The organism is Pseudomonas sp. 10S4, assembly GCF_034344865.1.
GTDB lineage: Bacteria > Pseudomonadota > Gammaproteobacteria > Pseudomonadales > Pseudomonadaceae > Aquipseudomonas.
In genome coordinates this window covers 6,076,840-6,090,588 of sequence record NZ_CP133774.1, presented here as the reverse complement: position 1 = coordinate 6,090,588, position 13,749 = coordinate 6,076,840, and the positions used below count along the sequence as shown (strand labels likewise).

Below are 13,749 nucleotides of genomic sequence, written 5' to 3'. Positions count from 1 at the left end.
CTGGTTTACGACTGCTTCGCAGCCGAACGGGGCAAGCCCCTCGCCACAGGGGCTTCAGCGCCGCAGATAAGACCCAAAATCAATATCCCCGGCACTCAATATCGCCTGCACCCGGTTGTGCACATTGAGTTTGCGCAGGATCGCCGAGACGTGGGCCTTGACTGTGGTTTCGGCGATTTCCAGAGTGTAGGCAATCTGCTTGTTCGACTCGCCCTTGGTCATGCGTTCAAGCACCAGCAACTGCTTGCGGGTCAGGGCCTGGAGCAGTTCCGGCGCAAAGCTCGGGTTGTCGTTCATCCGCCGGTGGGTGCCGGGTTTTTGCGTGCGGATGATGTCTGGCGGCAAATACACATTGCCGTTGAGAATCTGCTGAATGGCCTCGGTCATCTGCAACCGTGGTGAAGATTTGGTGATGAACCCCACCGCGCCGTAGGTGATGGCTTGTAGCACGATCTGCTTGTCCTGCTCGGCCGAGACGATCACCACCGGAATGGTCGGCGCCTCGTTGCGCAGGTTGATCAGGCCGTTGAGGCCGTGCATGCCGGGCATGTTCAGGTCCAGCAGGATCAAGTCCAGGTCGTCGTGTTCCCGGGTCAGCAACAGGGCGCTGTCCAGGTCGGCCGTTTCCATCACTTCGCTGCCGGGGAAACCGTCGCTGATGACGTTATGAATGGCTTCGCGAAACAGCGGGTGATCGTCGGCAATCAGAATTTTGTACATAGCCTTTCACCTCATTATTGTGTTTTTGGGTGGGGCAACAACGTGCAAGTGTTCAGTCAGGGAAAGGGCTCGGGCTGGGCGGCCGCAACGGGCAGGTTCGCCGCTTGCCAGGCATCCAGGCCATCGCGATACCAATACACAGACTTATAGCCCATGGCGGCGGCGCGTTTTACCGCGTTCCAGCTCAACCAGCAATCGGCGCGGCAGTAGAAGACCAGCGGTTGCTGCGGATCGCCGTCGGTGAATTTGTCCAGATTACGCGCAAACCAGGCTTGCCAGTCAGGTGTCAGGTCGCCGTCACCGGTATTGGCCAGCCAGTGGCTGCCGGGCAGGTTTTCATGAGGCTGGTCTTCGATGAAACGCCCTTGCAGCCATTGGCGACGGTAGACGTCGATCAGCACCGGACGCGGGGTTTGACTGAGCAGGGTTTGCAGGGCCGGCGTGTCGATGATGGTCGCGCCTTGCAGCTGATTCGGTGTCGGGCTGCGGTACAAGCCAATGCGGTAGCCGTCGGCGGAGAATAGCGGGGTGTCGGCGTGCGCGGTACTCAGCAGCAGGCTGAGGGACAGGGCGGTGAGGCAAGGGCGCAGCAGACGACGTCGGGCACGCGGCATGGGGGTTCAATCCTTATCGTTATGAACCCATTACATGCCAGTCCCGGTGCGATTGGAATGCGACGATAGACAGGTAAACCAGTACTAAAGTAGTAATTTCCACCTGATTGGCAGGCGCCTTATGTGGGAGCGAGCTTGCTCGCGATGAGGCCCTCACATTCAACATTGATGTTGACTGATACACCGCTATCGCGAGCAAGCTCGCTCCCACAGGGGACTTGTGTTGTTAGCCAGCCTTGCGCAGGGCGGCATGCTGCGGGTTGAAGGTGAGTACCGCAAGCAGCACGAACACCAGCGTCAACCCCACGCACACCGCCAGCGCCAACGGGTTGAAGCGTTCATACAGGGCAAACCGTACCAACTCCACCGCGTGGGTGAATGGATTCAACGCACACAGCCAATACAACCATTCACTGGACTCGCGCATTTTCCACAGCGGATACAGCGCCGACGACAGGAAGAACAGCGGGAAGATCACGAAATTCATCACCCCGGCAAAGTTCTCTAACTGGCGGATCGCATTCGACAGCAACAGCCCCAACGCGCTGAGCATCAACGCCACCAGCAACAACGCCGGCAACGCGATCACCAGGCCCAGGGCGGGAGGTTGCACGCCGTAGACCCAGGCAATCGCCAAAAAGGCATACACCTGCAACAGCGAAATCAGCGACGTCGCCAGCAGTTTGCTGCACAGCAAAAACGTCCGGGGCAGGGGACTGGTCAGCAGCACGCGCATGCTGCCCATCTCCCGGTCGTAAACCATCGACAGTGAACCTTGCATGCCATTGAACAGCAGGATCATGCAGGCCAGTCCCGGGATGATGTACACCTCATACGGAATGTAGGTGTCGTAAGGCTCGATGATCGCGATGCCCAGTGCCGCGCGAAACCCGGCTGCGAACACCAGCAGCCACAACAGCGGCCGCACCAGCGCACTCAGAAACCGCGTGCGCTGCAACACAAAGCGTAGCCATTCGCGCAATACGATGCCGTTGAAACACTGCCAGTAAGCATTCATCGGGCGGCTCCTGATGTCGTCAGTCGAGTGAAGACTGAACCGAGGTCGCCGCCGTGTTCCAGGCTCAGGGCGTCGGCTTGACCGCTGGCCACCAGCCGGCCTTGATGCAGGATCAACAAGTCGTCGCTGGCCTGCACTTCGTCAAGCAGGTGAGTGGTCCAGAGCACGCTGATGCCTTGCTCGCGGCACAGGCTGCGGATGTGTTGATTGAGCGCCAGGCGACTGGCCGGGTCGAGGCTGACGCTGGCTTCATCCAGCAGTAACAGGCGCGGTTCGTGCAGCAACGCTCGGGCGATTTCCACCCGCCGTCGATGGCCGCCATTGAGTTCGCGCACTTTTTCGCGACGGCGTTCGGTCAGCGCCTGGCGCGCCAGTTCGGCTTCGACCCGAAGGCCCGTCTGGCGCCGGGACAGGCCGTGCAGCGCGGCGTGATAACGCAAGTTTTGCTCGACGCTAAGGTCCAGGTCCAGGGTGCTTTGTTGAAACACCACGCCCAATTGCTTGAGTGCCGGGCGCGGGGTATCGCGCAACGAACAGCCGCCAACCCGGATGTCCCCGCGCTGCAAATCGTAGAGCCGGGTCAGCAGGGCAATCAGCGTCGATTTGCCTGCACCGTTCGGCCCCAGCAACGCCGCAAAACGACCCGGCGCCAGGCTGAAACTCACCTGGCGCAACGCCTCTTTCGCCCCATAAGCAAAGCTCAGCTCGCTGACGTCCAGTGCGTTCATGGCGTGACCACCACGCCCCACGGATAGCGCCCGACCTTGATCGATTTGCTGACCTTGAGGCTGTCGACATCGATCACCGACACATCACCGCTGACGCCGTTGGTGGCGAGCAATTGCTTCTGATCCGGGGTGAATGACATCTGCCAGACGCGTCGGCCCACCAGCAGGTAATCGAGCACTTCAAAGGTCTTGGCATCGACCACCGCCACATGGTTGGCCGGGCCGAGGGCGACGAACCCGTACTTGCCATCGGCGCTGAGCTTGATGCCGACTGGCTGGACCTTGTCCGGGTGCACACCCTTGATCTGGAAGTTCACGGTCTTGAGGATCTTGCGGGTCGCCACGTCAAGAATCGTCACCGTGCCGCCGATTTCCGCTGAGGCCCAGAGCTGCGTACCGTCGTGGTTGAACTCGACGAACCGTGGCCGCTGATCCACCAACGTGCTGTCGGCCAGGGTCTGGGTGCTGGTGTCGATCCAGTGCAGCATGTTGGTGGTTTCGCTGGTGTTCACCGCCCACTTGCCATCCGGGCTGACCGCCATGCCTTCGGGCTCGACGCCGACGTTGATCTGGCTCAGCACCTTGGAGGTTTCGGTGTCGATCACCGTCACCAGCGCATCGTCCTCGTTGGAAACGTACAGCCAACGGTTATTCGGGTGCAGGGCGAATTGCTCAGGGTCTTTGCCGGACGGCAGCTCCTTGATGATCTTGCGCGTGGCCACGTCCATCACCTGGACCCGGTCCGAGTCGCTGGCGCAGATGTACAACAGCTTGCTGTCGTGGGACAGCAACAGACCGCGCGGGCGCTGGCCGACGGGCAAGGTGTCGGTGACTTGCAGGGTCTGCATGTCGATCAGGCTTAGCGTGTTGTCCTTTTCGTTGGAGACCCAGGCGGTGCTGGCCACGGCGTGCCCGGCGGCAAGCAGCAGGGCGCATGAGAGCAGGGTACGGCGCATGGTGGATTCCTTTTTATTGTGGTTGTCGTGGAAGAAAAATCAGGGAAAGCGGCAGGTCACTTCGGGCTTGTCGTAGCCCAGGCTGTCCATTTCGTTGAACGGGTGCAGGAAGCCGTCCTGGGGCGAGGTGCTGACCAGCGCCCGGGGCTGGACGATCGGGATCGGCTGGCGCAACTGACCGTTCCACGACCGATAACTGAGCTTGCGACCCTTGAAACCGTCCAGCGGCAATTGATCGCTGATCTCAAGTGCCCGGATGGCCATCGGGTCGGCCTGGCGCAGTTTGGTCACCGCACTGGCGATGCTGCGCACGGCCATCCACGCGGCGAAATCCCGGTCATTCATCCAGCGTCCGGCCAAGGCTTCGAAGCGTTTCTGCAACTGGGCGGCGCCGTAGGTTTCCACGGTTTTGTGCCAGCCCACCGGGGTCAGGCCTTGGGTGCCGGCGACCGGGCGTGGATACCAGGTCTGGTAAGGCACGTATTCGCCAAAGTCGCCGCGTTCGTCCGCCACCAGCACCACGTCGTACTCGGCGGTCTGGGTGAACAGCGGCATGTCGGCCTGGGCGCTGCGGCGTTGATCGTTGTCGAAACTCCAGGCTTTTTCCGCCACCAGTTTCAAGCCGAAGCGTTTGGCGGCGCGGCGCAGGGCGGCGGCGTAGGCTTGATCGTCCGCGGTCGGGCCGACGATCAACAGCGCTCGTTGCCATTTGCGCACCACCAGAAATTGCGCCAAAGCATCGGCGAGCATCGCCCGGCTCGGCAGGCTGTGCAGCACGTTCGGCAAGCAGTCGGTGGTGCGCAAACTGTCATCCGGGCTGCCGGCGTTGAACAACAAGCTGTCGGGCAACACGGCGCTGAGTCGGCGCAGGGTTTCCACCGGCGCATTCACCACAAACAGACGCAGGCCTTGTTCGTGTTGGGCCTTGGCCGCTTCGATCAGCGCATCCGCAGTGTCGACGCTGGCGCTGACCAGGCTGTAGCTGTGATTGAGAAAATGCCCGGTGCTGTTGCTGTCGGTGATCGCCAGTTCGGCGCCGCGCAGCCCGGCATCGGTGGGTTCGGGAATGACATTGGACAGCAGCGGCCCCGGATCGGGGCGATAACCCAGGTAGCCGATCTGCACCTGCAACGGCGCATCGGCGGCTTGACTCTGGGTCGCCAGCCCGGCGGCGCAGGCAATCGCCAGCAGGTAGATCAAGGCGTAAGGGGCAAGCTGGCGCATAGGGCACTCCATTACAAGTAGCGCCAGCATAGGAACCCTGCGGGGTCGAGGAAATATGCAGAAAGTATCGGAGAGCCAGTACCAAGGTCGTAAATCTCTGCGGCGGTGCGCCACTGGCCCTACTACCAAGGGATTAGACGGCGACCACCAAAGCAGCATGGGGCTGGCGCGACGGGATTCCTAAGATGGGTGCCATAGCCTCTGCCAAGAGGTTTTGCGTGCAACCCTGAGGGCATAACAATGACAACAAAACTCAACGCCTTGCTTGTTGCCGGACTGCTGGCCGGTTTTATCAGCGCAGGTCCTGTCTGGGCCCACGGCAACGTGGTACCGCAAGCGGTGGAAACCCCGGGCCTGACCCCGATCAAGGATGCTGGCGTACCAGTCGATGCCGATGGCTGGGCGGCGGTGAATCCGTACCGTAACTCCCCGCAGCACGATAAGGCGCTGGAAATCGGTTCTTCGGCCTACAACCAGAACTGCGCGGCCTGTCATGGCCTGGAAGCCAAGTCTGGCGGCATCGCCCCGGATTTGCGTCTGCTTGATGTCGGCGACGCCGGTGATGAATGGTTCGTCCAGCGGGTGCGTAACGGCGCGGTGCGTGATGGCCGGGTCTACATGCCGAAAATGGCCGATTACCTGAGTCAGGAAGCCTTGTGGGCGGTGCGTACCTACCTGGACAGCGTGCACTCCGAGGAGTAACCCATGCGCCTGCTCGCTGTGTTGATCAGTACTGTGTTGCTGTGCTGCCAGGTGGCGCAGGCGCAGGTCCGTACCTATGACCAAATGATCGCGGCTGGAGAACTGAAAGTCGCGGTCTACAAGGACTTCGCCCCCTACAGTTTTGAAGACGCCGGCCAGCCGCGAGGGGTGGATGTCGAGCTCGCTCAAGCCCTGGCCAAAGCACTGGGGGTGAAGTTGAAGCTGATCTGGGCACCCGCCGGGGAGAAGCTCGATGACGACTTGCGCGATTACATCTGGCGCAGCAGCCAGTTGCACAATCAGCAACTGGCCGACCTGATGATGCGTGTGCCTTATGACCGCGATTACTCACAGAAACGCAACGAGCTCGGTGAGCTGGAAAACGATCATGTGGTGATGTTCGGCCCCTATCAGAACGAACAATGGCAAGTCGCTTATGACCGCCGTCGGCTGGACTCGGTGGGCAGCGTCGCGGTGTTCGAGCAGCACCCGATTGGCGTCGAAGTCGACAGCGTGCCGTCGTTCTACCTGACCTCGGTGTTCAACGGCATGCTCGCCGCCAAGACTCACCACTATCCCGGCGTTCCCCAGGCCTTTGCGGCGATGAAGGCCGGTGAGGTCGATGCGGTGATGGCCATGCGTGGCGAAATTGACTGGCAGGTTCACGAAGCCAACGACCCGCAAGTGGCGCTGGCGCAAAACGCCTACCCGAACATGGGCAAGCAACGCTGGGAGATCGGCATGGCGGTGCATGAAAGTAACCGTCAATTGTCATATGCCGTGGAGGAGGCGCTGGAAAGCTTGATCCGCGAGGGCTCGGTGCAAGCCATTTATGCCAGTTACGGCCTGCAATACGAAGTGCCGGAGATGTATCAATAGTGAACTGGCGAGTGAGTTGCCTGTTGGCCTGTTGGTTACCCCTGGCCGCCCATGCGGTGGACATCGATCCGGGTAAAGACCCGGTGCCGTCGGTGATGTGGGCGTTCTATCACAAGCAAATGCTCGGCGATGCACCGTTTGTATTCGACGAGCGGGTCAAGCTGCTGGCGCCGCCCTTCGCCGAAGACGCCCGCCAGGTGCCGCTGGAAATTGACGCTCGGGCGTTCAAGGGCGAGGTGGTGAAGATCCTCGCCTGGGCCGAACTCAACCCCTTGCCGAAAATCGTTGATTTTCAACCGCTGGACCGGGTGCTGCCGTGGCTATCGATCCGTATCCGCATCGAACAGGCCACGCCGTTGCGCGCGGCGGTGCTGACCCGCGACGGCCTCTGGCACGTCGGATCGACCCTGATCGATGCGGCGGGCGGTGGTTGCACGGCACCAAGTGTGGTGCGCACCCAGCCGGGTTGGGAAGAACACATCGGCGAAGTACTCGGCGGGCGTTATCCCCGTGGCGAATTCAGCCGCGTGCGCTTGCGGGTGGCGCACCCGATGGACAACGGCATGGTCAGCGGTATCCCGGAGTTCTTCATCAACCACGCCGAACTGCGGGATCAGAACGATCAGTTGCTGGCCACGCTGGAGCTGTTTCCCGCCGTCAGCGAAAACCCCAATCTGGCCTTTGACATTGAAGGGGCAGGGCAGACGCGCCTGTTGCTGCGCGATAACAGCGGCAATCAATTTGATGCGGCCGTCCCCTGACCCAAGGAGCGCGTGATGCGCTGGATCCTGCTGTTGTTCATCGGTTTGAGCCTGCCGGCGCTGGCGGAGCTTGAATACTCGCTCAAGCCCCGACTGATCGCCGAAGACACCTGGCTGCTGGAAGGCAGCACCGACAATTTCGCCAAGGCCAACGGTGGCAACATCGTCAACACCGGGTTTATCGTCACCGAGCGCGGGGTGGTGGTGATCGACACCGGGCCGTCGAAACGCTACGGCGAAGCCATGCGCAAAGCGATTGCCGCGGTCACTGATAAACCGGTGATTGAAGTGCTGTTGACCCACCATCACCCCGATCATGCGTTGGGCAATCAGGCATTCACTGATGTGCCGATCGGTGCTTTGGCCGGCACCACCGAACTGCTGCATCAGCAGGGCGATGCCATGGCCGAGAACATGTACCGCTTGGTCGGCGACTGGATGCGCGGCACCGAAGTGGTGTTGCCGACCGAGACGCTGACCCCCGGCGTGCGAAGTTTTGGGAACCACGATTTGCGTCTGCTAGGCCTGGGTGGGCATACCGGCGCGGATCTGGCTATTCTCGACCAGCAAACCGGCGTGCTGTTTGCCGGGGACCTGGTGTTTTATCAGCGGGCGCTGACCACGCCGAACAGTCCGGGACTGGCGGTGTGGCTGGCGGACATCGCCACTCTGCAAGGCCTGCCCTGGACGCTGATCGTGCCCGGCCACGGCCCGGTGGCCACCGATCAACAGCCGTTCGAGCAGATGCGCGATTACCTGACCTGGCTCGACCAATTGCTGCGTGACGGCGCCGCCAATGGCAGCGACATGTCCGAGATGATCCGCAGCCCCATCCCCGAGCGTTTTGCCGGCATCAGCCTGAGCCGCTACGAACTGATCCGCAGCGTCAGCCATTTGTACCCGGGCTATGAGCGCGCGCAAATGCCCCGCGTCGATTCGAACGCGGACAAGTGAACACCACATTGGAGTTGTGTTGATCACAAAATCCGAGGTGCATCCCCTCCGACCCGGTACTAAGGGACTAGCAATCTCAGCATTGCGGGCAATTGTTGGAAGGGCGGCGGCGCCCAAGAATCTGCATCAGACCGGGAAAATCCCCCGGGCATAATAAAAACTGCAGAGGTAGCCGTCATGACCCAACCCGCACGTCGCCAACCCTTCGTCTTGAGTGTGCTGCTCAGTGCCATGCTGTTGTCCGGCTCGGTATTGGCCGCCGTCACTGACCAGGACATCCTCCAGGACCCCAAAAACCCGGAGCAGATCGTCACCAACGGTCTGGGCGTCCAGGGTCAGCGCTACAGTCCGCTGGACACCCTCAACGTCGACAATGTCAAGGAGTTGCGGCCGGTCTGGGCCTTCTCCTTCGGCGGTGAAAAACAGCGCGGTCAGCAAGCGCAGCCGATGATCAAGGACGGCGTGATGTACATGACCGGCTCTTACTCGCGGGTGTTCGCGGTGGATGCACGCACCGGCAAAAAACTCTGGCAATACGACGCGCGCCTGCCCGATGACATCCGCCCGTGCTGCGACGTGATCAACCGCGGCGTGGCGCTGTACGGCGACCTGGTGTTCTTCGGCACCCTCGACGCCAAACTTGTGGCCCTGAACAAAGACACCGGCAAAGTGGTGTGGAGCAAGCAGGTGGCCGACCACAAGGAAGGCTATTCGATCAGCGCCGCGCCGCTGGTGATCAACGGCAAACTGATCACCGGCGTGGCCGGTGGCGAGTTCGGGGTAGTCGGCAAGATCTCGGCTTACGACCCAAAAAACGGTGACTTGCTGTGGGTCCGCCCGACCGTTGAAGGCCACATGGGTTACGTCTACAAGGACGGCAAAGCGATCGAGAACGGCATCTCCGGTGGCGAAGCCGGAAAGACCTGGCCCGGCGATCTGTGGAAAACCGGCGGCGCCGCGCCTTGGCTCGGCGGTTACTACGACCCGGAAACCAATCTGCTGCTATTCGGCACCGGCAACCCGGCGCCGTGGAACTCGCACCTGCGTCCTGGCGACAACCTCTACTCGTCGTCGCGCCTGGCGCTGAACCCGGATGACGGCACGATCAAATGGCACTTCCAGAGCACGCCCCACGACGGTTGGGACTATGACGGCGTCAACGAGTTGATCTCGTTCAACTACACCGAGGGCGGCAAAGAAATCAAAGCCGCCGCCACCGCTGACCGTAACGGTTTCTTCTATGTGCTGGACCGCACCAACGGCAAGTTCATCCGCGGCTTCCCGTTCGTGGACAAGATCACCTGGGCCAGCGGCCTGGATAAGGATGGCCGGCCGATCTACAACGAAGCCAGCCGTCCTGGCGCACCGGGTGCCGAAGCCAAAGGCAGTTCAGTCTTCGTCGCCCCGGCATTCCTCGGCGCGAAAAACTGGATGCCGATGGCCTATAACAAGGACACCAAGCTGTTCTACGTGCCGTCCAACGAGTGGGGCATGGATATCTGGAACGAAGGCATCGCCTACAAGAAAGGCGCGGCGTTCCTTGGCGCCGGTTTCACCATCAAACCGTTGAACGAAGACTACATCGGCGTGCTGCGCGCCATCGATCCGGTCACCGGTAAAGAAGTCTGGCGCCACACGAACTACGCGCCGCTGTGGGGCGGGGTGCTGACCACCAAGGGCAACCTGGTATTCACCGGCACGCCGGAAGGTTTCCTGCAAGCGTTCAACGCCAAGACCGGCGAGAAGGTCTGGGAATTCCAGACCGGCTCCGGCGTGCTCGGCTCACCTGTGACCTGGGAAATGGACGGCGAACAGTACGTCTCGGTGCTGTCCGGTTGGGGCGGTGCTGTTCCGCTGTGGGGCGGCGAAGTGGCCAAGCGCATCAAGGACTTCAACCAGGGCGGCATGCTCTGGACCTTCAAGTTGCCGAAAGACTTGGTCGTGGCCAAGCACTAAAACCCATTCCACCACAGACCCCTGTGGGAGCGGGCTTTTGTGGCGAGGGGGCTCGCCCCCGTTGGGTCGCGAAGCGGCCCTTGGCATTTTTCAGACCCGTCGAATTGCCAGAGTTTGCGACTGCTTCGCAGCCGAACGGGGCAAGCCCCTCGCCACAGGGTTCACCCAACCAATGGGCAAACCTACGACCAAATAACGAGATCCCCCTGCCAACGGCGCATTCGCCCGGCACGCGGGGCTCTCTACTATCGGTTCATCGCCTGTTGGCTTGACAGGCATCGACCCAGACAGAGGCCCACCATGATCTACGCACAACCTGGCACACCCGGCGCCGTCGTTTCCTTCAAACCGCGCTACGGCAATTTCATCGGCGGCGAATTCGTCCCGCCGGTCAATGGTGAGTACTTCACCAACACCTCGCCGGTCAACGGTGAAGTGATCGCCGAGTTTCCGCGCTCCAGCGCTGCCGACATCGACAAGGCCCTCGACGCCGCCCACGCGGCTGCCGATGCCTGGGGTAAAACCTCGGCGCAGGACCGCTCCCTGGTGCTGCTGAAAATCGCTGACCGCATCGAACAAAACCTCGAAATCCTCGCTGTCACCGAATCCTGGGACAACGGCAAAGCCGTGCGCGAAACCCTCAACGCCGACGTGCCGCTGGCTGCTGACCATTTCCGCTACTTCGCCGGGTGCATTCGCGCTCAGGAAGGTGGCGCCGCCGAAATCAACGAACTGACCACCGCCTATCACTTCCACGAGCCACTGGGCGTGGTCGGCCAGATCATCCCGTGGAACTTCCCGCTGCTGATGGCCGCGTGGAAGCTCGCCCCGGCCCTGGCCGCCGGCAACTGCCGTGGTGCTCAAACCCGCCGAGCAAACGCCGCTGTCGATCATGGTCTTCGCCGAGCTGATCGCCGACTTGCTGCCATCCGGTGTGCTGAACATCGTCCAAGGTTTCGGTCGCGAAGCCGGTGAGGCGCTGGCCACCAGCAAGCGCATCGCCAAGATTGCGTTTACCGGTTCCACCCCGGTGGGCGCGCACATCATGCATTGCGCCGCCGAGAACATCATCCCAAGCACCGTTGAACTGGGCGGCAAATCGCCGAACATCTTCTTCGAAGACATCATGAACGCCGAGCCACAGTTCATCGAGAAAGCCGCTGAAGGCCTAGTGCTGGCGTTCTTCAACCAAGGCGAAGTCTGCACCTGCCCGTCCCGGGCACTCGTACAGGAATCGATCTACGAGCCGTTCATGGCCGAGGTGATGAAGAAGATCGTCAAGATCAAGCGCGGCAACCCGCTGGACACCGAAACCATGGTCGGCGCCCAGGCGTCCGAGCAGCAATACGACAAGATTCTCTCGTACCTGAAAATTGCCCAGGAGGAGGGCGCCGAGCTGCTGATCGGTGGCGCGGCCGAGCGACTGGAGGGCGACTTGTCGACGGGTTATTACATCCAGCCGACCCTGCTCAAGGGCCACAACAAAATGCGCGTGTTCCAGGAAGAAATCTTCGGCCCGGTAGTGGGCGTCACCACCTTCAAGGACGAAGCTGAAGCCCTGGCGATTGCCAACGACAGCGAGTTCGGCCTCGGCGCCGGCCTGTGGACTCGCGACATCAACCGCGCCTACCGCATGGGCCGGGCGATCAAGGCCGGGCGTGTCTGGACCAACTGCTATCACCTGTACCCGGCCCATGCCGCGTTCGGTGGCTACAAGAAGTCCGGGGTCGGCCGTGAAAACCACAAGATGATGCTTGATCACTATCAGCAAACCAAAAACCTGCTGGTGAGCTACGACATCAATCCGTTGGGGTTCTTCTAACCCACAAGCACACCACAAACCCTGTGGGAGCGAGCTTTTGTGGCGAGGGGCTTGCCCCGTTGGACTGCGCAGCAGTCCCCATTCCTTATTGGGATAGACGGGGCCGCTTCGCGCCCCAACGGAGGCAAGCCCCCTCGCCACAAAAGCTCGCTCCCACATTGGGTTTTACGTGTACTTGAAAACTGTGCACCACCCCCTACCAACGCACGCCGCCACCTCCTTCGAAAGTAGCATTCGGACGCCAGGCGCCCCGTGCATTAATGGCTTTACCGGAATTGCCCGGCACAAGAAGAGGATTGACCCATGTGGACTAAACCCGCGTTTACCGATCTGCGTATTGGCTTCGAAGTGACGATGTATTTCGCCAACCGTTGATTGATCACCCGGCCAGCCGACGCGTTGGCCGGGCCTGCCTTCTGGAGCATTGCTCATGCACATCCGCGTTCTCGGTTCCGCCGCTGGCGGTGGTTTCCCGCAATGGAACTGCAACTGTCGGCAGTGCGCCGCGATGCGCAACGGCAGCCTGCGCGCGCAGCGGCGCACGCAATCGTCGATCGCCGTGAGCGACAACGGCGTGGATTGGGTGCTGTGCAATGCTTCCCCGGATATTCGTGCGCAACTGGAGAGTTTCCCGGCGTTGCAACCGGTGCGTCAATTACGCGACACCGCCATTGCCGGGGTCATCCTGCTGGACAGCCAGATCGACCATTGCACCGGCTTGTTGAGCCTGCGCGAAGGGTGCCCGCACTCGGTCTGGTGCACCGAACGGGTTCATGAGGATTTGAGCAGCGGTTTCCCCCTGTTCACCATGCTCAAACACTGGAACGGCGGCTTGCAATGGCAACCCATCGAACTGGCGCGCGAGCCGTTCAGCATCGCTGCCTGCGAACACCTGCAATTTCGCGCGATTCCCTTGGTCAGTAACGCACCGCCGTACTCGCCCAATCGCGGCAACCCGCAGCCGGGCGACACCATCGGCCTGTTTATCGAAGACTTGCGTACTGGCGCCTCGGTGTTCTATGCGCCGGGCCTGGGCAGGGTCGATGACGAAGTGCTGAGCTGGATGCAGCGCGCCGATTGCCTGCTGCTGGACGGCACGTTGTGGCGCGACGACGAGATGCGCGTGTGCGAAGTCGGGCAGAGCCTGGGCAGTGAAATGGGGCATCTGCCGCAAAGCGGTGCTGGCGGGATGCTTGAAATCCTTGAAGGGTTCACCCGCCAGCGCAAGGTGCTGATCCACATTAACAACACCAATCCGATCCTCGATGCAAATTCCGCGGAGCGGGCGTTGCTGGAGCGGCGTGGGGTGGAAGTGGCTTATGACGGCATGAGTATTGAGCTGTAGCGGGCGGCCTTATCGCGAGCAAGCTCGCTCCCACAGGGGGCTTGTGTGCGCAGCAGATCCAATGTGGGAG

General features: G+C 61.4%; 13 protein-coding genes and 1 pseudogene. 8 read left to right on the top strand and 6 right to left on the bottom strand.

Going from position 1 to position 13,749, the window contains the following annotated elements; all coding sequences use genetic code 11:
* Positions 1-54 precede the first annotated feature (54 nt).
* From RHM58_RS28370 to RHM58_RS28345, 6 genes are all read right to left on the bottom strand, one after another.
* Positions 55-720: a response regulator transcription factor gene (locus RHM58_RS28370; protein WP_201256067.1), complete on the bottom strand. Its 666-nt coding sequence runs from the start codon at positions 718-720 to the stop codon at positions 55-57.
* Between the two features lie 56 nt (positions 721-776).
* Positions 777-1,334: a PQQ-dependent catabolism-associated CXXCW motif protein gene (locus RHM58_RS28365; RefSeq protein ID WP_201256068.1), complete on the bottom strand. Its 558-nt coding sequence runs from the start codon at positions 1,332-1,334 to the stop codon at positions 777-779.
* Positions 1,335-1,560: 226 nt separating this feature from the next.
* Positions 1,561-2,352 carry an ABC transporter permease gene (locus RHM58_RS28360; RefSeq protein ID WP_322268833.1) on the bottom strand — a complete coding sequence of 264 codons (792 nt, stop codon included), beginning with the start codon at positions 2,350-2,352 and terminating at the stop codon, positions 1,561-1,563.
* Positions 2,349-3,080 carry an ABC transporter ATP-binding protein gene (locus tag RHM58_RS28355; RefSeq protein WP_322268832.1) on the bottom strand — a complete coding sequence of 244 codons (732 nt, stop codon included), beginning with the start codon at positions 3,078-3,080 and terminating at the stop codon, positions 2,349-2,351. The genes RHM58_RS28360 and RHM58_RS28355 overlap by 4 nt, the downstream gene beginning before the upstream one ends.
* The gene (locus RHM58_RS28350) at positions 3,077-4,036 is read right to left on the bottom strand and encodes a YVTN family beta-propeller repeat protein (RefSeq protein WP_322268831.1); all 960 of its coding nucleotides are present in this window, start codon (positions 4,034-4,036) and stop codon (positions 3,077-3,079) included. Before RHM58_RS28350 ends, RHM58_RS28355 begins: the two co-directional genes overlap by 4 nt.
* 39 nt (positions 4,037-4,075) lie before the next feature.
* The gene (locus tag RHM58_RS28345) at positions 4,076-5,260 is read right to left on the bottom strand and encodes an ABC transporter substrate-binding protein (RefSeq protein WP_201256072.1); all 1,185 of its coding nucleotides are present in this window, start codon (positions 5,258-5,260) and stop codon (positions 4,076-4,078) included.
* Between the two features lie 240 nt (positions 5,261-5,500).
* Here RHM58_RS28345 and pedF point away from each other — a divergent pair, with 240 nt between their 5' ends.
* From pedF to pqqB, 8 genes and pseudogenes are all read left to right on the top strand, one after another.
* Positions 5,501-5,962 (top strand): cytochrome c-550 PedF, encoded by a 462-nt coding sequence (pedF, locus tag RHM58_RS28340; RefSeq protein ID WP_201256073.1) that lies wholly within the window; start codon positions 5,501-5,503, stop codon positions 5,960-5,962.
* Between the two features lie 3 nt (positions 5,963-5,965).
* The gene (locus RHM58_RS28335; RefSeq protein WP_201256074.1) at positions 5,966-6,841 is read left to right on the top strand and encodes a substrate-binding periplasmic protein; all 876 of its coding nucleotides are present in this window, start codon (positions 5,966-5,968) and stop codon (positions 6,839-6,841) included.
* Positions 6,841-7,602, top strand: a complete 762-nt coding sequence (locus RHM58_RS28330) for a quinoprotein dehydrogenase-associated SoxYZ-like carrier (RefSeq protein WP_322268830.1) — start codon at positions 6,841-6,843, stop codon at positions 7,600-7,602. The genes RHM58_RS28335 and RHM58_RS28330 overlap by 1 nt, the downstream gene beginning before the upstream one ends.
* 15 nt (positions 7,603-7,617) lie before the next feature.
* Positions 7,618-8,556 carry a quinoprotein relay system zinc metallohydrolase 1 gene (locus tag RHM58_RS28325; RefSeq protein WP_322268829.1) on the top strand — a complete coding sequence of 313 codons (939 nt, stop codon included), beginning with the start codon at positions 7,618-7,620 and terminating at the stop codon, positions 8,554-8,556.
* Positions 8,557-8,733: 177 nt separating this feature from the next.
* Positions 8,734-10,512, top strand: a complete 1,779-nt coding sequence (locus tag RHM58_RS28320; RefSeq protein WP_201256077.1) for a PQQ-dependent methanol/ethanol family dehydrogenase — start codon at positions 8,734-8,736, stop codon at positions 10,510-10,512.
* Between the two features lie 300 nt (positions 10,513-10,812).
* Positions 10,813-12,334: pseudogene (locus tag RHM58_RS28315) on the top strand (aldehyde dehydrogenase family protein).
* 303 nt (positions 12,335-12,637) lie between these two features.
* Entirely contained in the window at positions 12,638-12,709 is a 72-nt protein-coding gene (pqqA, locus tag RHM58_RS28310) for a pyrroloquinoline quinone precursor peptide PqqA (protein WP_003253598.1), read from the top strand.
* Between the two features lie 55 nt (positions 12,710-12,764).
* Positions 12,765-13,679, top strand: coding sequence for a pyrroloquinoline quinone biosynthesis protein PqqB (pqqB, locus tag RHM58_RS28305; RefSeq protein WP_322268828.1), 915 nt, complete (start codon positions 12,765-12,767; stop codon positions 13,677-13,679).
* Positions 13,680-13,749: the final 70 nt, after the last annotated feature.